We start from the raw sequence: 18,528 nt of genomic DNA on the forward strand, positions 1-18,528 counted from the left end.
GCACCCCACCACCCCTCGGGGTCGCGGCGGCTATCCGTGCCAGGAGCGCCACAGGGCCGCGTACGCCCCGTCCGCCGCGACCAGTTCGTCGTGGCTGCCCAGCTCGCGGATCCGGCCCTCCTCCACGACGGCGATGACGTCCGCGTCGTGCGCCGTGTGCAGCCGGTGCGCGATGGCCACGACGGTGCGGCCGTCGAGGACACGGCCGAGCGAGCGCTCCAGGTTCCGCGCCGCGCGCGGGTCGAGCAGCGACGTCGCCTCGTCCAGGACCAGCGTGTGCGGATCGGCGAGAACCAGCCGGGCCAGCGCGATCTGCTGGGCCTGTGCGGGGGTGAGCGCCACCCCGCCCGAGCCGACCTCCGTGTCGAGACCGTCGGCGAGAGCGCGCGCCCACCCGTCGGCGTCGACCGCGCCCAGGGCCACCCACAGCTCGGCGTCCTCGGCGCCGGTCCTGGCCAGCCGCAGGTTGTCGCGGAGCGAGCCCACGAAGACGTGGTGCTCCTGGTTGACCAGGGCGACGTGGGCCCGCACCCGCTCCGCCTGCATCCGCGAGAGCTCCGCGCCGCCGAGCGTGACCTGGCCGCGCCGGGGCGCGTAGATCCCGGCGAGCAGCCGGCCGAGCGTCGACTTGCCCGCACCGGACGGACCGACCAGGGCGAGCCGGGTGCCGGGTGCGACGTCGAGGGAGACCTGGCGCAGGACGTCCACGCCCTCCTGGTAGCCGAAGTGCACTTGGTCCGCCTGTACGTCGCGGCCGTCGGGCAGGACCGAGGCGTCGCCGGCGTCCGGCTCGATGTCCCGCACACCGACGAGGCGGGCCAGGGACACCTGGGCGACCTGGAGCTCGTCGTACCAGCGCAGGATCAGTCCCAAGGGGTCCACCAGCATCTGGGCGATGAGCGCCCCCGTCGTCAGCTGGCCCACCCCGATCCAGCCCTGGAGGACGAAGACGCCGCCGATGAGCAGGACGGACAGCAGGACCAGGACGTGCACGGCGTTGATCACCGGGAAGAAGACGGAGCGCAGATAGAGCGTGTAGCGCTCCCAGGCGGTCCACTCCTTGACCCGGCGCTCCGACAGCGCCACACGCCGGGCGCCGAGCCGGTGCGCCTCGATGGTGCGCCCCGCGTCGACGGTCTCCGCGAGCGCCGCCGCGACGGCCGCGTACCCGGCGGCCTCCGAACGGTAGGCCGAGGGGGCGCGCTTGAAGTACCAGCGGCACCCCAGCACCAGGACCGGCACGGCGACGAGGATCGCGGGGGCCAGCGGCGGCGCCGTCACCGCGAGGCCGCCGATGAGCAGCCCCGCCCACACGACGCCGATGGACAGCTGCGGCACGGCCTCCCGCATCGCGTTCGCGAGACGGTCGATGTCGGTGGTGATCCGGGACAGCAGGTCACCCGTGCCCGCCCGCTCCAGGACACCCGGCGGCAGTCCGACGGACCGCACCAGGAAGTCCTCGCGCAGGTCCGCCAGCATCTGCTCGCCGAGCATCGCCCCGCGCAGCCGCACCTGCCGTACGAAGACGGCCTGGACGACGAGAGCCAGGGCGAACAGGCCGATGGTGCGTTCCAGATGCAGGTCGCGCAGGGCGGCAGCCGCCCCGTCGGTCCCGTCCGCCACGTCCTGGACGACGCCGCCCAGCAGATAGGGGCCCGCCATGGAGGCGACCACGGCGAGCGTGTTCACCCCGATCAGCAGCAGGAAGGCGCGACGGTGACGCCGGTACAGCTCACGGACGTAGGCGCGGACCGTGGCGGGGGCGCCGACCGGCAGGGTGTGCGCCGTGGTGGGGGTCGCCGGGTCGTAGGCCGGTGGCGCTACGCCGATCATGCCGACTCCTCGATGTCGATGTCGATCTCGGTGGCGAGCTCGGGGGCGGACGCGGGTCCGGAGGCGGTGCCGGGCTCGGCACCGGTCCAGGTGCGCGCCCCGGCAGCCGCGCGGGCATGGGCGGCCGTCTCCGCTCTCGCGTGGGTGGCGTGGGTGGCCGTCTCCTCGTCCGTCTCGCGTGTGACCACCGCGCGGTACCGGGGCTCGGTGCGCACCAGTTCACGGTGTTCACCGACCGCCGCCACCTCGCCCTCGTGCACGAACACGACGCGGTCGGCGCGGTCGAGCAGCAGCGGTGACGAACTGAGGACCACCGTGGTGCGGCCGTTGCGCAAGGCGCGCAGGCCCTGGGCGATGCGGGCCTCCGTGTGGGAGTCGACGGCGGACGTCGGCTCGTCGAGGACCAGCGCCTCGGGGTCGGTGACGAGGGAGCGCGCGAGGGCCAGGCGCTGGCGCTGGCCGCCGGACAGGGACCGGCCGCGTTCGGTGATACGGGCGTTCATCGGGTCGTCGTCCAGGGAGGCCTGGGTGAGGGCGGCGAGGACGTCGGAGCATTGCGCCGCGGCCAGCGCCTCCTCGGGGCGGACGGCCCCGGACGACGGGATGTCGAGGAGTTCGGCCAGCGTGCCGGAGAGCAGCACCGGGTCCTTGTCCTGGACCAGGACCGCCGACCGCGCCACGTCCAGGGGCAGCTCGTCGAGCGGCACCCCGCCCATGAGTACGGAGGGCGTGCCGGTGCCACGACCGCTCCCGTCCCCAGAGGTCACGGAGGCCACGGAGGTGTCGGAAGTCGTGGAGGTGTCGGAAGGCGCGGTGGTGTCGGAGGTCGGGGAGGCTGCGGAGCCGGACGCGTCGCCGGACGTGGCGTGCCCGCCCAACCGGTCCGCGAGACGCCCCGCCAGGTCCGGGTCGCCGCACACCACCGCGGTGAGCGACCCGGCCGGGGCGAGCAGGCCGGTCGCGGGGTCGTACAGATCCCCGGTCGGAGCGGTCGCGTCGCGCAGCCCGCCCGACGGCTCGATGACGCGTTCCAGGGACAGCACCCTTGCGGCACGCTGGGCGGAGGGCCGGGAGAAGGAGTACGCCATGGCGATCTCCTCGAAGTGGCGCAGCGGGTAGTTGAGGATCATGACCGCGCTGTACACGGTGACGAGCTCGCCGACGCTGATCCGGCCCTCGCGCGCGAGATGGACGCCGTACCAGACGATCACGATGAGCAGCAGCCCCGGGAGGAGCACCTGGATCGAGGAGATCAGCGACCACATGCGGGCGCTGCGCACGGCGGCCTCGCGGACCTCCTGCGAGGCACGGCGGTAGCGGTCGAGGAAGAGTTCCTCGCCGCCGATGCCACGCAGCACGCGCAGTCCGGCGACGGTGTCCGAGGCGAGTTCGGTGGCCTTGCCCGCCTTGTCGCGCTGATGGTCCGCGCGCCGGGTGGCGCGGGGCAGCAGGGGCAGCACGGCAAGAGCGAGCACCGGCATGCCGAGGGCGACGACGACACCGAGCGCGGGCTGATAGACGAGGAGGCCGACACAGACGAGGACGATCGTGACGGCGGCAGCGGCGAAGCGGGAGAGAGCCTCGACGAACCACCCGATCTTCTCCACGTCGCCGGTGGACACGGCCACCACCTCACCCGCGGCGACCCGCCTGGTCAGGGCGGAGCCGAGCGCCGCGGTGCGGCGGGCGAGCAGCTGCTGCACGCGGGCGGCGGCGGTGATCCAGTTCGTCACCGCCGTGCGGTGCAGCATCGTGTCGCCGAGCGCGATGGCGATGCCGAGGAGCACGATCAGGCCGCCGGCCGTGGCGAGGCGGGCGCCGGAACCGTCGACGACGGCCTGGACGGCGTAGCCGACCCCGTACGGCAGACCGGCGACGGACGAGAAGTGGAGCAGACCCCAGGCGAGGGACTTGAGTTGGCCGCCGAGTTGGTTGCGGCCGAGCCAGAGCAGGAACCGGGGGCCGGAGCGCGCGTCGGGCACGCCCGGGTCGGGATACGGAAGGTCGGAGATCTGCATGACGTCCCAGAGCTCGGAAGGAGAACCGCGTAGGTGAGAACCGCGGGTGGAACAAACCGTGAAAGGTTCGCGCTCCGCTGTGACCGGAGGCAAACGGTTTTCCGGTGCGCGGCAAAGATTCGGCCCGGATCGCCGGAGGCCTCCGGCCCGGCCCGGAGGTTCGCGACGCGTGGTGCGACCATGGAACGCATGCGTAATGCGGGAGCGGTTCGAGCGGGTGTCGCGATGGCGGCGTGTGGCGTCCTTCTGACGACGCTGGCGGCGTGCGGGTCCGGCGACGGCGGTGCGAAGAACACGTCGAGCGGGCACCGTGCCGGGGACGACGCGCGCGGTGACGAGGCCAAGGCCGTCGACCTCAAGCGCATCCCCGAGGTCGGCGACCGCTATCAGAAGCGGATACCGGCGAACTCCCGGCAGGTCGTGGCGGTGTACGGGGACGGCAAGGACTCGGCGGACGCGACGATCGCCCTGTTCACCAAGGACGGCGACACCTGGAAGAAGGCGCGCAGCTGGTCCGGGCACAACGGGAAGAAGGGCTGGACTACGAACCATCGCGAGGGGGACAAGCGCAGCCCGGTGGGCGTGTTCACGCTCAGCGACGCCGGTGGCGTCCTCGCCGACCCGGGCGCGAAGCTGCCCTACACGCAGACCGCGTCGATCCAGGCACCGCACTACTGGGCCAAGTCGCACTGGCACGACTTCGACTACGTCATCGCCATCGACTACAACCGGGCGAAGGGCACTCCGCCGAACGACCCGGCCCGGCCGCAGGGCCAGTCCAAGGGCGGCAGCATCTGGCTGCACATGGACCACGGGAGCGGGACGTCGGCCTGTGTGAGCCAGTCGAAGGCGAACATGGAGTACCTGCTCAAGACGCTGGACCCCGCGCAGCACCCGGTCGTCGTGATGGGGGACAAGGCCGAACTCAAGGCGTGAGGGGAGTCCGATGGGCCCGGACCCCGTGCGGGCCCGGCTTCAGTAGGCGTGGTGCAGTGACGGCCACAGCGCCGACCAACGCCGTGCGGCCCCGTCGCACAGGACGATCGCCGCGCCCTGTTCCTCGTTGTCCAGGTCATGGCCGTTGTCGACACGGGCGACCGTGCGGCAGCCGGTGAAATGCCGGTCGATGCCGGAGGCGTCGGCCATGCGGACGAGCAGGACGGGCCCGTTCGCGGCGTCGGGCGGCGGACCCCAGTCGGCGTAGCTCATATGGCCGGAGTAGGGGACGGGCAGTCCGCGCGCCGGGCCGTAGCGCGCCAGGGCGCCCGCTTCACCGTAGTTGCCGGTGAGAACGACAGCGCGGGCTCTGTCGCCGGGCGGGATGTGTTCCCATCCCTGCCGTGCGGCGTCGGCCAGTTCGGGCCAGCCGAGCTGTTCGCCCTGCTCCTTGTTGAGCGCCATCGGTACGGCGAGTGCGGAGGGCGGCAGTACGGGCAGTGTGATCAAGGCATTGACCAGGGCGGACACCACCACGGCGGCTGCCAGCAGGGAGCGCCGCACCGCCTTCGCCCCCAATACCGCCGCCCACCTCAGCGTCGGCTCGCAGCCCGCGGCGAGCAGCACCATCAGCAGCGGCACCGTGTAGTACCCCTTGCCGCCGAGCACCAGCACCACCGCACACAGCAGTGGATACGCGACTGCGAACGCGCGCGCCCAGCGCACACCCGGCGCACGCCACAACCGCAGCCACCCGGCGACCCAGACGGGTACGAACAGCGGGGACAGATAGATGAGTTGCTGGGGGAGGAGCAGGGCGCGGTTCTCGGCCCCGTCGTCCTCGCTGATGCCACGGGCCACCGTGAACTGTGGCCAGTCGTGCGCCGCCTGCCACCACAAGGTCGGCGCGGCCAGGACCAACGCCACCCCGCAGCCGCCGAGGAACCAGCCGCCGCGCAGCACCCGGCGCGGCCCCACCCATACGATCGACGCGAGCAGCACGGCGACGAGCAGCGCCACCAGGAACTTGTTCTGCACGCCGATCCCGGTGACCGCGCCCGCCGCGAGCCACCAGCGCCCGTCCCCGGTCCGCAGCACCCGCAGGACGAGCCAGCTCACCGTCGCCCACACGAGCAGATCGAACGTCGCCGTGGACACCATGTGCCCGACCGCGAGCGCCTGCGCGCCGAGCGCGGCGAGCAGGGCCGCGAGGAGTTGGGCGCCGCGCCCGCCGCTCAACTCCCGTGCCAGCAAGGCCACGACGAACACGGTCGCCGACGCGGCGAGCGTCGCCACCACACGCAGGCCGACCAGACTGTCGCCGAAGACCTCGGTCGAGGCGCGGGCGAGCAGGGGAGTGAGCGGCGGCTGATCCACGTAGCCCCAGGCAAGGTGGCGGCCCGCGGCGAGGAAGTACAGCTCGTCGCGGTGGTAGCCGTAGCGTGCCGAGAGCAGCGTCAGGGCGACCGCGTACGCCGCGACGACGCAGAGCAGCGGGCGCCGGGCCACCGGTGGGAGTGCCGCCGCGCCCGGCCCGGCCCGCGCGTCGTCCTCGCCCATGTCCCCCGCCTTCCCTGAGCGCACCGGTGCGCCGGGAGCGTACTGGCGGCACGGGCGACGGTCGAGGCCCCGCGTCAGCGGTGCGCCGCCGCCCGGATCACTCCTCGGCGAGCCCTGGTCACTCCTCGGCGGGCCCCGGTCACCCTCGACGCGCCCTGGTCACTCCTCGGCGGGCTTCTCCGAGTCCACCCCGGCGCGCTGCTTGCGCCATTCGCCGCGCGTGAAGTCGGGGATCTCCTGCGGCGCGCCCTTCGCCTTGATCGACAGGTGGCTCAGCGGAACCGGTGAGGTCCAGGTCGCGGCGTCGTACACGTCGAAGTCGGGCACGAGTCCGAGCCGCATCGTCTGCATCAGGCGGTACACCATGATGTAGTCCATGCCGCCGTGCCCGCCGGGCGGGTTGGCGTGCTCCTTCCACAGCCAGTGGTCGAAGTCGGCGTACGCCCCGAAGTCGCCCCAGGCGTCGTCGGTGTGGTCGGGCTCGAGGTAGATGCGCTCCGGGTAGTCCTCGAACACGCCTTTGGTGCCGCCGAGCTGGTTGATGCGGGAGTAGGGGTGCGGGGTGCTGACGTCGTGCTCCAGACGGATCACGCGCCCCTTCGCCGTCTGGACGAGGCTGATCGTGCGGTCCGACTCGATGTACGACTCCTTCCAGCTCGGGTCGGACTTGGGCATGTGCGCCGCGCGGTACTCGGCCAGGCCCAGGGACGGGGTGCCGAAGCTGGAGATGTGGGTGGCGCGGTCGCCGCGGTTGACGTCCATGTAGTTGGCGACCGGGCCGAATCCGTGGTTCGGGTAGAGATCGCCGCGCAGCCGGGTGTGCCACAGGCGGCGCCACGGACCCTCGTAGTAGTCGGGGTCGAACATCAGGCCGCGCAGATCATGGTTGTACGCGCCCGCGCCGTGCAGGAGCTGGCCGAACTTGCCCGCGTGCGCCATGCGGAGGACGCGCATCTCGTTGCGGCCGTAGCAACAGTTCTCCAGCTGCATGCAGTGTCTGCGGGTGTGTTCGGAGAGGTTCACCAGCTCCCACAGCTGGTCGAGCTGGAGTGCGATGGGGCACTCGACGCCGACGTGCTTGCCGTTCAGCATGGCCGTCTTCGCCATCTCGAAGTGCCAGTCCCAGGGCGTCGCCGCGTACACGAAATCGAGGTCGCCCCGCTTGCAGAGGTTCTCGAAGTCGTGATCGCCCTTGGTGTACGTGGCCGGAGCCGGCTGGCCCGCGGCTGTCACCTTCGCCGCCGCGCGGGCCGTCTTGTCCTTCACGGGGTCGCACAGGGCGACGACGCGGACGCCCGGCATGGCGAGGAACAGGTCGATCATGCTGCCGCCGCGGTTGCCGAGCCCGATGATCCCGACGCGGACCGTGGAGCGCCGCTCGAACGGGACGCCGATCATCGTGCGGCCCTGACGTGCGGGGGCGGCGGCTTCGGCGCCGGCGGCGAGGGGTGCGGAGTCGGGCCCGGCGGCGGCGTGGGCGGTGCCCGTGCCGCCGAACGCGGCGAGGCCGAGCCCGGCGCCCGCGACGCCCGCGGTGCGCAGGACGTCGCGTCGGGAGTGGCCGTCGGGTCCGGAGCCGGACCCGGCTTGCTCGTCGGGCTCGGGCGTCTCGTATTCGGGCAGCTCGGACGCGGGCAGGCTGTCGTCGTGCATCGGACCTCCAGGGCTGGCGGGTGCGGTGCCGGGCAAACGCCTGCCACCTTGGAGGGGTCGAGTGCGGGGCGCAAGGGACGGAAGGGGTCGAGGAGTTGGACTTCTGTCGCCGCCCGCCCGGTGCGCCGCCCGCCGGATACGTCGCCCGCCAGGTGCGCCGCCCGCTGGGTGCGCCGTCCGCCGGGTGCGCCGCCCACCCGGGTCCGCGCGGGCCGTGTCGCCCGGGTCCGCGCGGGCCGTGTCGCCCGGGTCTACGCGGGCCGCGTCGCCCGCTCCAGTTCCATCAGCACCGAGTGATACGTATGACCCGTCGCATGGTCCATGCCCACCTCGCACATCCGGTTCGCCGAGAGGTACGCGTCGTACGCGCGCGAGGTGACCTCCGCCGCTTCCCTGCGGGTCGCGGTCTCGGTCAGCTCCTTGTGGAGCATGCCGCGGTCGCCCGCGAAGGCGCAGCAGCCCGCATTGTCGGGGATCACGACCTCGTCGGCGCAGGCCTCGGCGACCGCCCGCAGCTGGGCGACGTCACCGAGGTGTTCCATGGAACACGTGGGGTGCAGCACGGCCGAGCCGATCGTGCGCTCGACGGTGAGGTGCGGCAGCAGCTCCTCCGCGGCCCACACGAGGGAGTCGACGACGGTCAGCTCCGCGTGCAGTTCCCGGTTCTCGTCGGTGAGGTAGGGCACGACCTCGTGCGCGATGCCGAGGGTGCAGGACGAGGCGTCGACGACGAGCGGGAGGCGGCCGCCCGCGGTCCAGGCCCAGGCCGCCTCGACGATCCGGTTCGCCATGACCGTGTTGCCCTCGTCGTACCCCTTGGAGTGCCAGATCGTGGCGCAGCAGGTGCCCGCGACGTCGTCCGGGATCCACACCGGCCGCCCCGCGCGCGCGGAGACCGCGACGACGGCCTGGGGGAGCGACACGTCGCCCGGAGTGCCGAAGATGCGGTTCACACACGCCGGGTAGTAGACGGCGGAGGCGCCCACGCGCGCGGTGCGGGGCAGTTTGCGCGAGGCCGCGGCCGGGATCTCCGGCAGCCACTCGGGCACCAGGTCGGGGCGGACCGCCTTGCGGGCCTTCTTCGTGACCGCGGTGAGCAGCCGGTCGCCGATCTTGTCCGCGGCGGCCACGGCGAGCCGCGCGGACGCTTCGACGGCCTTGAAGTGCCTCGCGGTGAGCGCCGCCACCTTCTCCTCGCGCGGCGAGTGCCGTGCGTGCCGGAAGCCCTTCATGAAGGCGCCGGTGTCGATGCCGACCGGGCAGGCCAGCTTGCAGGTGGAGTCCCCGGCGCAGGTGTCCACGGCGTCGTAGCCGTACGCGTCGATCAGGGCGTCCTCGACCGGCGAACCGGCGGGCTGGCGCATCATCTCGCGGCGCAGCACGATGCGTTGGCGCGGCGTGGTGGTCAGGTCCTCGCTGGGGCAGGTGTCCTCGCAGAAGCCGCACTCGATGCACGGGTCCGCGATCAGCTCCACCTTGGGGATGGTCTTCAGGCCGCGCAGGTGCGCCTTCGGGTCGCGGTCGAGGACGATGCGGGGCGCGAGCACGCCGTCGGGGTCGATGACCTGCTTCGTGCGCCACATCAGCTCGGTGGCGTGCGGTCCCCATTCGAGCTCCAGGAAGGGCGCGATGTTGCGGCCGGTGGCGTGCTCGGCCTTCAGGGAGCCGTCGAACCGCTCCACCGTCAGCCGGCAGAACTCGTCCATGAAGGCCGCATAGCGGTCGACGTCCGCGGGCAGCGCGGCGTCGAAGGCCAGCAGGAAGTGCAGGTTGCCGTGGGCCGCGTGGCCGGCGACGGCGGCGTCGAAGCCATGCCGCGTCTGGAGTTCGAGCAGCGCCTCGCACGCCTCCGCGAGGCGTGACGGCGGCACCGCGAAGTCCTCGGTGATCAGCGTCGTGCCGGACGGACGGGCGCCGCCCACCGCCGTCACGAACGCCTTGCGCGCCTTCCAGTAGCCGTTGATCGTCTTCGCCTCGCGCGTGAAGGCGTTGGTGACCGAGGCGACAGGGGTGACGAGTTCGAGTTCTTCGAGCACCCCCGCCGCCGCCTCCTCGTAGGCGGCCTGCCGCTCCTCGTCGGGCGCCCGGAACTCCACCAGGAGCGCCGTCGTCTCCTTGGGCAGCTCGGCCCAGTCCTGCGGCACGCCCTGCACGCTGACCGAGGCGCGCAACGTATTGCCGTCCATCAGCTCGACGGCCAGTGCGCCCGCCTCGTTGAAACGGGGGACCGCCGCAGCGGCAGCGGTCAGGGACGGGAAGAAGAGCAGCGCCGTCGACACGCGCCGGTCCAGCGGCAGGGTGTCGAAGACGATGTCGGAGATGAACCCGAAGGTGCCTTCGGAACCGACCATCAGGCCGCGCATGATCTCGACGGGCGTCGCGCCGTCGAGAAAGGCGTCGAGCCGGTACCCGTTCGTGTTCTTGATCTCGTACTTGGCGCGGATCCGGCGCGTCAGCTCCGCGTCCGCCTCGATCTCCCGCTTGATCGCCATGAGGCCCTCGCACAACGCCGGTTCGGCGTGCGCGAGCTCCTCGTCGGCCGCCGGGTCGGCGGTGTCCACGACCGTCCCTGACGGCAGGACGAAGGTGAGTGAGGCGACCGTACGGTACGAGTTCCGGGTGGTGCCCGCCGTCATGCCCGACGCGTTGTTCGCCACCACGCCGCCGACCGTGCAGGCGACGGCGCTCGCCGGGTCGGGGCCGAGCACGCGCCCGTGCCGGGCCAGCGTCATGTTGGCCCGCACGACGGTGGTGCCGGGGCCGATGCGCGCCCGCGAGCCGTCCCCGACGACCTCGACGCCCGACCAGAACTTGCGGACGTCCACCAGGATGTCCTCGCCCTGCGCCTGCCCGTTCAGCGACGTGCCCGCCGCGCGGAAGACGACCTCGCGGCCCTTGCCGTGCGCGTACGAAAGGACGGCCGACACGTCGTCGATGTCCTCGGCGACCACCACGACCTTCGGCACGAAGCGATAGGGGCTCGCGTCCGAGGCGTAGCGCACCAGGTCGGAGATCTTGGTGAGGACCTTGTCCGCGCCGAGCAGCCGCTCCAGGTCCGAGCGGAGCGGCTGGGGGGTGCCGCCCGCCTGCTCGTCCGTGACCCGGTCGTGCGCCGGGCCCGACGGACGGGCTCCGGGTCGCAGGGCTTCCGGCTTCGGCTCCAGCAGCGGCATGCCTCTCGCCTCTCCTCGTTCTACGTCGGGCTACGTCGGGCTACGGCGGGCTGTCAGTTCTCATGTTCGCGTGGGCGCTCGCATCTGAGGTCGCGGGGGGCCTCGAACAGCGCGTTCAGCAATGTGGTGAGCTGGGCGCGCTGCGGTGCGTCCAATGGGGCCAGGATCTCCTCCGCCGCCGCGCGGCGCGCGCTGCGCAGCTCCCGCAGGGCGGCCCGGCCCTGCTCGGTCAGCTCGATGCGGATGACGCGGCGGTTGGTGGGGTCGGGCACGCGGCGCACCAGCTCACCGGCTTCGAGCCCGTCCACGACGCTGGTGACGGCGCGGGGCACGACCTCCAGGCGCTGGGCGAGGTCGGCCATCCGCGGTGGCGTCTCGTAGTGGACCAGCGTGCGCAGCAGCCGGGACTGGGCAGGTGTGATCCCGACGGGCTCCAGCTGGCGCTTCTGTATGCGCTGCAGGCGGCGGGTGAGCCTCAGCAACTGCTCGGCGAGGAAACCGTCGGCGTCCGGGGTACTCATGGCGGGAACATTAGCAGGACTTTGTGCATTGTGAGTATAGGTAACAATGAGCTAAGCTCCTCAGCGTCGAGTTCGGTAGCTGTCCGCCGGGCTCGTCCCCTACTTAGGAGGCCCATGCCCCGCGACGAAATCACCTGGACGCCGCCCCCCGATGCCCGGACATCGGAGCAGCCGCGGCAGATCCGGCGCATCCTCGCCCTCTTCCGTCCCTACCGCGCCCGGCTCGCCCTCGTCGGCCTGCTCGTGGGCGCCGCCTCGCTGGTCACGGTCGCGACGCCGTTCCTGCTGAAGGAGATCCTCGACGTCGCGATCCCGCAGGGCCGCACCGGGCTGCTCAGCCTGCTCGCCCTCGGCATGATCCTCAGTGCCGTCGTCACCAGCGTCTTCGGTGTCCTGCAGACGCTGATCTCGACGACCGTCGGCCAGCGCGTCATGCACGACTTGCGCACGGCGGTCTACGGCCGGCTGCAAAGCATGTCGCTCGCCTTCTTCACCAGAACCCGCACCGGCGAGGTCCAGTCCCGCATCGCCAACGACATCGGCGGCATGCAGGCGACGGTGACCTCCACCGCGACGTCCCTCGTCTCGAACCTGACGAGCGTCGTCGCCACGATCGTCGCCATGGTCGCCCTCGACTGGCGCCTGACGGTCGTCTCCCTCCTCCTGCTGCCGGTCTTCGTGTGGATAGCCCGCCGCGTTGGCCGCGAGCGCAAGAAGATCGCCACCCAGCGCCAGAAGCAGATGGCCGCCATGGCGGCGACCGTCACCGAGTCGCTCTCGGTCAGCGGCATCCTGCTCGGTCGCACGATGGGCCGCGCCGACTCCCTGACCAAGTCCTTCTCCGACGAGTCGGACCGCCTCGTCGACCTCGAGGTGCGCTCCAACATGGCGGGCCGCTGGCGCATGGCCGTCATCAGCATCGTCATGGCCGCCATGCCCGCCTTCATCTACTGGGCGGCCGGCATCGCCTTCCAGCTCGGCGGCCCGAGCGTCTCCATCGGCACGCTCGTCGCGTTCGTATCGCTCCAGCAGGGACTGTTCCGGCCGACGGTGAGCCTGCTGCAGACCGGCGTCCAGATCCAGACCTCGCTCGCGCTGTTCCAGCGCATCTTCGAATACCTCGACCTGCGCGTCGACATCACCGAGCGCGAGGACGCGGTCCACCTCGACAGCGTCAAGGGGGAGGTCCGCTTCGAGGATGTTGAGTTCCGCTATGACGCGGATGCCGATGCCGATGCCGATGCCGATGCCGACGCCGCTACTGACGGGACCGGCACCGGTACCGGCACCCGCGCGGGCCCCGGCACCGGCACCGGCACTGCCCCCGGCGGCCGCCAGAAGCCGATTCTCGACGGCATAGACATCACCGTCCCGGCCGGCGGCAGCCTCGCCGTGGTCGGTCCGACCGGCTCCGGCAAGTCCACGCTCAGCTATCTCGTACCGCGCCTGTACGACGTCACGGGCGGCCGCGTCACGATCGACGGGATCGACGTGCGCGACCTGGACTTCGACACGCTCGCCCGCGCGGTCGGCGTCGTCTCGCAGGAGACGTACCTCTTCCACGCCTCGGTCGCGGACAACCTGCGGTTCGCCAAGCCGGACGCCACTGACGAGGAGCTGTACGCGGCGGCCGCCGCAGCCCAGATCCACGACCACATAGCCGGTCTGCCCGACGGGTACGACACCGTGGTCGGTGAGCGGGGCCACCGCTTCTCCGGCGGCGAGAAGCAGCGTCTCGCCATCGCCCGGACCATCCTGCGCGACCCGCCGATCCTCATCCTCGACGAGGCGACCAGCGCGCTCGACACCCGCACCGAGCACGCCGTGCAGGAAGCGATCGACGCCCTCTCCGCCGACCGCACCACGCTCACCATCGCGCACCGCCTCTCCACGATCCGCGGCGCCGACCAGATCGTGGTCCTCGACGGCGGCCGCATAGCCGAGCGCGGCACGCACGAGGAACTGCTCGATCAGGAGGGGCGGTACGCGGCACTGGTCCAGCGCGACGCCCGCCTTCAGACGGCGGCCTGAGCTGAGGCGGCGGCCAGAGCCGAGACGGTGGCCAGAGCAGAGACGGCGGCCTGAGCCGAGGCGGCGCGTCCACGTGCCCGGAACGCAGTGGTATGTCGGGTTATCGTGCTCGTATGCCGAACCAGACTCCGCGACGTGGCCCGCGCCGACTCACGCGCCGGGGCCGTATCGCCCTGATCGTGACCGGAGTGGTCGTGGTGGCCGCCGCCGTCGTGGTGCCGCTGACCATGACCGGTGACGAGGGGCGGCCGAGCACCCTGACCGTTCCGGAGGGCTGGCGGTCGAACCAGGTCTACGACGCCGTCGACAAGGCGCTGGACGTGCCCGCGGGCACCACCAGGAAGGCCGTGCCGAAGGCGAAGCTCCGACTGCCGCAGGAGGCGGGCGGAAACCCCGAGGGCTATCTGTTCCCGGCGACATATCCCATTGACGACAAGTCGACCCCGGAATCGGTGCTCGCGTACATGGTCGACACGGCCACCAAGAGGCTCGACGGCAGCGGGGCCGGTGCGAGCGGCGAGCAGACAACGGCGAACCCGTACCAGACGGTCACCGTCGCGAGCATCGTCGAGGCGGAGGCGGACAACGCGCAGGACATGGGCCGGGTGGCCCGCGTCATCTACAACCGGCTCGGGCAGGACATGCCGTTGCAGATGGACTCGACGATCAACTACGCGCTCAACCGGTCCACGCTCGACACCAGCCACCAGGACACCAAGGCGGACAGCCCGTACAACACGTACGCGCGCAAGGGGCTGCCGCCCTCGCCCATCAGCAACCCGGGGGACACGGCGCTGAAGGCGGCGACGCAGCCGGCGCGCGGCGACTGGCTGTACTTCGTGACGGTCAAGCCGGGCGACACCCGCTTCACCTCGGACTACGCCGAGCAGAAGCGGAACGTGGCGGAGTTCAACAAGAACCAGGGGAAGACGGACAAGGGCAGCTGATCGGTACGGGGCCCAGTCGACACGGCCTAATCGACACGGCCCAGTCAACACGGGCCCAGTCGACACGGGCCTTGATCGCCACGAACGTTCAGGCCGCCGTCGTCGCGTCCTGCGACTCCGCGGGCTTCACAGGCTCCGCACGCTTCGCAGGGGCCGACGACCTCGCCCCCAACAACCGCCGCACATCTCGCACCGCCGCGCGCCCCGCCCGGTTCGCGCCGATCGTGCTCGCCGACGGCCCGTACCCGACCAGATGCACCCGCGGATCGAGCGCGGCCCGCGTGCCCTCCATCCGGATGCCGCCGCCGGGTTCCCGGAGTCTCAGCGGCGCGAGATGGTCGATGGCGGCGCGGAACCCGGTGGCCCACAGGATGACGTCGGCCTCGACCGTGCGCCCGTCGTCCCAGGCCACACCGGTCGGCGTGATCCGGTCGAACATCGGGAGGCGGTCGAGGACACCGCTCGCACGGGCCTCGCGGATCGCGTCGTTGAGCGGCAGCCCGGTCACGGAGACGACGCTCAGCGGGGTGAGCCCCTGCCGCACCCGCTCCTCGACCATCGCCACCGCCGTCCGCCCGCGCTCCTCGTCGAAGGGGCCCTCGCGGAAGACGGGCGGGCGCCGCGTCACCCAGGTCGTCGCGGCGGCGTACGGGGCGATCTCCATGAGGTGCTGGGTTCCGGACGCGCCGCCGCCGACCACGACGACCCGCTGCCCGGCGAACGCCTCGGGCCCCGGGTACTGCGCGGTGTGCAGCTGCCGCCCGCGGAACGTCTCCTGTCCGGGGTAGCGCGGCCAGAAGGGCTTGTCCCAGGTCCCGGTCGCGTTGATCAGCGCGCGCGTCGCCCAGACCCCGTCCGAGGTCTCGACGAGCAGGCGCCCGCCGTCCCCCTCCCGGACCCGCCGCACCTCGACCGGCCGCCGTACGCGCAGGTCGAACCGGTCCTCGTACGAGGCGAAGTACGCGGCGATGACCTCCGAGGAGGGGCGGGCGGGGTCGGCGCCGGTCAGCTCCATGCCCGGCAGGGAGTGCATGCCGTGCACCTTGCCGTACGTGAGCGAGGGCCACCGGAACTGCCAGGCGCCGCCGGGCCGGGGCGCGTGGTCGAGCACGACGAAGTCCCGCTCCGGGGCGAGACCGCCCCGGCGGAGGTGGTGGGCGGCGGAAAGGCCGGCCTGCCCGGCGCCGATGACGACGACGTCGATGTCGATGTCGGTGTCAGTTTCGACGTCGGTCCGACCCGCTGCGACTGCCCCGATCTCGTTCACACTTCTACCAACTCGGCCGGGGTGCCGGATCTTCCCACCGCCCCGCGCTCAGCGCCCGCCCCCGGCAAGGAGCGGAGCACCCCCTTCTGCCGGCGCGCCCGCGCCCGGCGGCAGCAGACCGCGCGCGGCGAGATGCGGCGTCACGCCCTCGCCGAACCAGTAGGCCTCCTCCAGATGCGGGTAGCCGGAGAGGACGAAGTGGTCGATGCCGAGCGCGTGGTACTCCTCGATCCGGTCGGCGACCTCCGCGTGGCTGCCGACCAGGGCGGTTCCGGCGCCGCCGCGCACCAGCCCGATCCCGGCCCACAGGTTCGGCGCGATCTCGAGCCCCTCACGGGTGCCGCCGTGCAGCGCGAGCATCCGCTGCTGTCCGACGGACTCGCTGGTGCCGAGCGCGGCCTGCGCGGCGGCGACCGTCTCGGGGGAGAGGTCGTCGAGGAGCCGGTTCGCCGCCGCCCACGCGTCGCTCGCGGAGTCGCGCGAGATGGTGTGCAACCGGATCCCGAACCGGACCGTGCGCCCCTCCCGCTCGGCGAGCGCCCGGATCCAGTCGATCTTCTCCTTGACCTGCTGCGGCGGCTCGCCCCAGGTCAGATACACATCGGAGTGCCGCGCCGCGACCGGTCCGGCGGCGGCCGACGAGCCGCCGAAGAAGATCTGCGGCAACGGATCGGGCGGCAGGGCCGTGAAGCCGCCGTCGACCTGGAAGTGCTCACCTGCGAAGTCGAACGGCTCGCCGCGCCACACCCCGCGGACGACGGAGAGGAACTCGTCGGTGCGGGCGTAGCGCCGGTCGTGGTCGAGGTGGTCGCCGTAGCGCCGCTGTTCGGCGGAGTCCCCGCCCGTGACGACGTTGAGCAACAGCCGTCCCTGCGTGAGGCGTTGATACGTGGACGCCATCTGGGCGGCGAGCACGGGGGAGACCACGCCGGGCCGGAATGCCACGAGGAACTTCAGCCGTCGTGTGTGCTGGGCGAGCGCGACCGTCGTCAGCCACGCGTCCTCGCACCAGGTGCCGGTCGGCGTGAGTACCGCTTCGAAGCCCAACTGCTCGGCCGCCTTGGCGATCTGGACGAGGTAGTCGAGGTCGGGCGCGCGCACTCCGGCCACCGCCCGGCCCGGCGCGCGCCGCAACGCGCCCTGGCTGAAGGCGTGCCGGTCGACGAGGGTGCGGCCGTCGCCGCCGGTGGGGAGGAACCAGTGCAGGTGAACGGACATGAGGGCAGGACTCCTTGCCGTGCGAGCGGAGGAGAAGAGGGATGGCCGGCCGGAATGCCGGCCGGAATGCCGGCCGGAGTGACCGGGCACGACGACCGAGCGAACTCACCAGGCACAACGACCGGGTGGAATGACCAGGCGCGGCGATCGTGGGAATCGTGGGGCGAGCGCTGCGAAGAGGCGTGCGTCAGCGGCCGCGGCGACACGCGGCGGAAGCCACCCGCAACAGGTCGATGTGACCGCGCGTGGTGAGCAGGGCTGAACGCAGCATGGGTCGAACGTAGCCAGCCTGTCGGCACAAGGTCAACGCCACCAACGCCACCAACGCCACTAGTGGCCCCTGCGCCACCGATGCCACCCTCTGCCCACGCCCCGTCCCCGGCCCCCCCCGGCCCCCAGCCCCCCCCCAGCCCCCGGGACCCCGCGTACGGCCGCGGCGCGCCCCTCACTCACGTGCTGCGGGCGGAGCGAGACCGCCGGAGCGACAATGACCCCATGTCCGACGCATTCACGACCCGCATCCTGAACATCACCACCGGCTCCGACGAACGAGTCGTCGACCTCACCCGCGACTGCGAGTCCTTCCTCCGCGAGGCCGCCCGGGGCCGCGACGGCCTGCTCAACCTCTTCGTGCCGCACGCCACGGCAGGCATCGCCGTCATCGAGACGGGCGCCGGCAGCGACGACGACCTTCTCTCCGCCCTGCACACCCTGCTCCCGGCGGACGACCGCTGGCAGCACCGCCACGGCAGCCCCGGCCACGGCCGCGACCACGTACTCCCGGCGTTCGTACCTCCGCACGCGACGTTGCCGGTGGTCGGCGGCTCCCTGGAGCTCGGGACGTGGCAGTCGGTGTGCCTGGTCGACACGAACGTGGACAACCCGGACCGGAAGGTACGGCTGAGCTTCCTGGGCTGAGTCCGGCGCGGAGCGGGTCCGTCCGCTCCATGGCGATCCCAAAGGCGTGGGCGTCGGTGAGGCGCCCACGCCTCCGATCGGCCAAGACGCGGTACCGCAGGGGTGTCGCAGGGGTGCCGCAGGGATACCGCAGGGGTACCGCTCGGGCTTGGTATAGACCACTAACATTGCGGCTACAACCCGCCCTGTCAACCCCCGAGTTGACCCACCCCGCCCTTTTCGCCGATCAGGCATGTGACCTGCGAGTAACCCGCCACCCGGGCCGGTTCCAAGGTCGATTCCGGTGTTGACAGCCTCAGTTGGTCTAGTCCAAATTGAGGGGGCGCCGGGCCGTCGGCGGATGTGCGGAGCACTCCGTCGTGACCGGCCCGCGCCGTCGCCCCCGCACGCTGCCCGGGCGTCGACCACACCTGTCGCCCTCGTACGCGACGCCCTTTCCCATTGCCTCTCTCC

The 18,528-nt window shown here is 72.0% G+C and carries 12 protein-coding genes; 4 read left to right on the forward strand and 8 right to left on the reverse strand.

Features of this window, described 5'->3' with window-relative positions:
• Window positions 1–30: 30 nt before the first annotated feature.
• A complete protein-coding gene (locus tag C1N81_RS37410; protein ID WP_394435819.1) occupies window positions 31–1,833 on the reverse strand; it encodes an ABC transporter ATP-binding protein in 1,803 nt (600 codons plus the stop codon).
• Complete coding sequence (locus C1N81_RS37415; protein WP_394435820.1) at window positions 1,830–3,851, reverse strand: ABC transporter transmembrane domain-containing protein; 2,022 nt, start codon at window positions 3,849–3,851, stop codon at window positions 1,830–1,832. The genes C1N81_RS37410 and C1N81_RS37415 overlap by 4 nt, the downstream gene beginning before the upstream one ends.
• A gap of 180 nt (window positions 3,852–4,031) precedes the next feature.
• Here C1N81_RS37415 and C1N81_RS37420 point away from each other — a divergent pair, with 180 nt between their 5' ends.
• Entirely contained in the window at window positions 4,032–4,787 is a 756-nt protein-coding gene (locus C1N81_RS37420) for a hypothetical protein (RefSeq protein ID WP_394435821.1), read from the forward strand.
• Window positions 4,788–4,826: 39 nt separating this feature from the next.
• Here the strand turns inward: C1N81_RS37420 and C1N81_RS37425 are convergent, their stop codons facing one another.
• The 4 genes from C1N81_RS37425 to C1N81_RS37440 form a co-directional block, all read right to left on the reverse strand.
• Window positions 4,827–6,347, reverse strand: coding sequence for an ArnT family glycosyltransferase (locus C1N81_RS37425; RefSeq protein ID WP_394435822.1), 1,521 nt, complete (start codon window positions 6,345–6,347; stop codon window positions 4,827–4,829).
• A gap of 159 nt (window positions 6,348–6,506) precedes the next feature.
• Entirely contained in the window at window positions 6,507–8,000 is a 1,494-nt protein-coding gene (locus tag C1N81_RS37430) for a Gfo/Idh/MocA family oxidoreductase (RefSeq protein ID WP_394435823.1), read from the reverse strand.
• 251 nt (window positions 8,001–8,251) lie between these two features.
• Window positions 8,252–11,173: an FAD-binding and (Fe-S)-binding domain-containing protein gene (locus tag C1N81_RS37435; RefSeq protein ID WP_394435824.1), complete on the reverse strand. Its 2,922-nt coding sequence runs from the start codon at window positions 11,171–11,173 to the stop codon at window positions 8,252–8,254.
• A gap of 53 nt (window positions 11,174–11,226) precedes the next feature.
• Complete coding sequence (locus C1N81_RS37440; RefSeq protein WP_394435825.1) at window positions 11,227–11,694, reverse strand: MarR family winged helix-turn-helix transcriptional regulator; 468 nt, start codon at window positions 11,692–11,694, stop codon at window positions 11,227–11,229.
• Window positions 11,695–11,808: 114 nt separating this feature from the next.
• On the opposite strand from C1N81_RS37440, the gene C1N81_RS37445 reads away from it, so the two are divergent.
• Both C1N81_RS37445 and mltG read left to right on the forward strand, forming a co-directional pair.
• On the forward strand, window positions 11,809–13,725 hold the full coding sequence (locus C1N81_RS37445; protein ID WP_394435826.1) for an ABC transporter ATP-binding protein: 1,917 nt from the start codon (window positions 11,809–11,811) through the stop codon (window positions 13,723–13,725).
• Between the two features lie 113 nt (window positions 13,726–13,838).
• Window positions 13,839–14,672: an endolytic transglycosylase MltG gene (gene mltG, locus C1N81_RS37450; RefSeq protein WP_394435827.1), complete on the forward strand. Its 834-nt coding sequence runs from the start codon at window positions 13,839–13,841 to the stop codon at window positions 14,670–14,672.
• Window positions 14,673–14,760: 88 nt separating this feature from the next.
• Here mltG and C1N81_RS37455 read toward each other — a convergent pair whose 3' ends face one another.
• Both C1N81_RS37455 and C1N81_RS37460 read right to left on the reverse strand, forming a co-directional pair.
• Window positions 14,761–15,939 carry an NAD(P)-binding domain-containing protein gene (locus C1N81_RS37455; RefSeq protein WP_394435828.1) on the reverse strand — a complete coding sequence of 393 codons (1,179 nt, stop codon included), beginning with the start codon at window positions 15,937–15,939 and terminating at the stop codon, window positions 14,761–14,763.
• Window positions 15,940–15,987: 48 nt separating this feature from the next.
• Entirely contained in the window at window positions 15,988–17,157 is a 1,170-nt protein-coding gene (locus C1N81_RS37460) for an LLM class flavin-dependent oxidoreductase (RefSeq protein ID WP_394435829.1), read from the reverse strand.
• Window positions 17,158–17,652: 495 nt separating this feature from the next.
• Here C1N81_RS37460 and C1N81_RS37465 point away from each other — a divergent pair, with 495 nt between their 5' ends.
• Entirely contained in the window at window positions 17,653–18,075 is a 423-nt protein-coding gene (locus tag C1N81_RS37465; protein ID WP_394435830.1) for a YjbQ family protein, read from the forward strand.
• Window positions 18,076–18,528 lie beyond the last annotated feature (453 nt).

Source organism: Streptomyces sp. SGAir0957, from assembly GCF_043523415.1.

What these genes read in the sequence shown, in the direction of transcription:
- C1N81_RS37410 (WP_394435819.1), bottom strand. Translation starts at nt 1,833, where the DNA reads ATGATCGGCGTAGCGCCACCGGCCTACGACCCGGCGACCCCCACCACG.
- C1N81_RS37415 (WP_394435820.1), bottom strand. Translation starts at nt 3,851, where the DNA reads ATGCAGATCTCCGACCTTCCGTATCCCGACCCGGGCGTGCCCGACGCG.
- C1N81_RS37420 (WP_394435821.1), top strand. Translation starts at nt 4,032, where the DNA reads ATGGAACGCATGCGTAATGCGGGAGCGGTTCGAGCGGGTGTCGCGATG.
- C1N81_RS37425 (WP_394435822.1), bottom strand. Translation starts at nt 6,347, where the DNA reads ATGGGCGAGGACGACGCGCGGGCCGGGCCGGGCGCGGCGGCACTCCCA.
- C1N81_RS37430 (WP_394435823.1), bottom strand. Translation starts at nt 8,000, where the DNA reads ATGCACGACGACAGCCTGCCCGCGTCCGAGCTGCCCGAATACGAGACG.
- C1N81_RS37435 (WP_394435824.1), bottom strand. Translation starts at nt 11,173, where the DNA reads ATGCCGCTGCTGGAGCCGAAGCCGGAAGCCCTGCGACCCGGAGCCCGT.
- C1N81_RS37440 (WP_394435825.1), bottom strand. Translation starts at nt 11,694, where the DNA reads ATGAGTACCCCGGACGCCGACGGTTTCCTCGCCGAGCAGTTGCTGAGG.
- C1N81_RS37445 (WP_394435826.1), top strand. Translation starts at nt 11,809, where the DNA reads ATGCCCCGCGACGAAATCACCTGGACGCCGCCCCCCGATGCCCGGACA.
- mltG (WP_394435827.1), top strand. Translation starts at nt 13,839, where the DNA reads ATGCCGAACCAGACTCCGCGACGTGGCCCGCGCCGACTCACGCGCCGG.
- C1N81_RS37460 (WP_394435829.1), bottom strand. Translation starts at nt 17,157, where the DNA reads ATGTCCGTTCACCTGCACTGGTTCCTCCCCACCGGCGGCGACGGCCGC.
- C1N81_RS37465 (WP_394435830.1), top strand. Translation starts at nt 17,653, where the DNA reads ATGTCCGACGCATTCACGACCCGCATCCTGAACATCACCACCGGCTCC.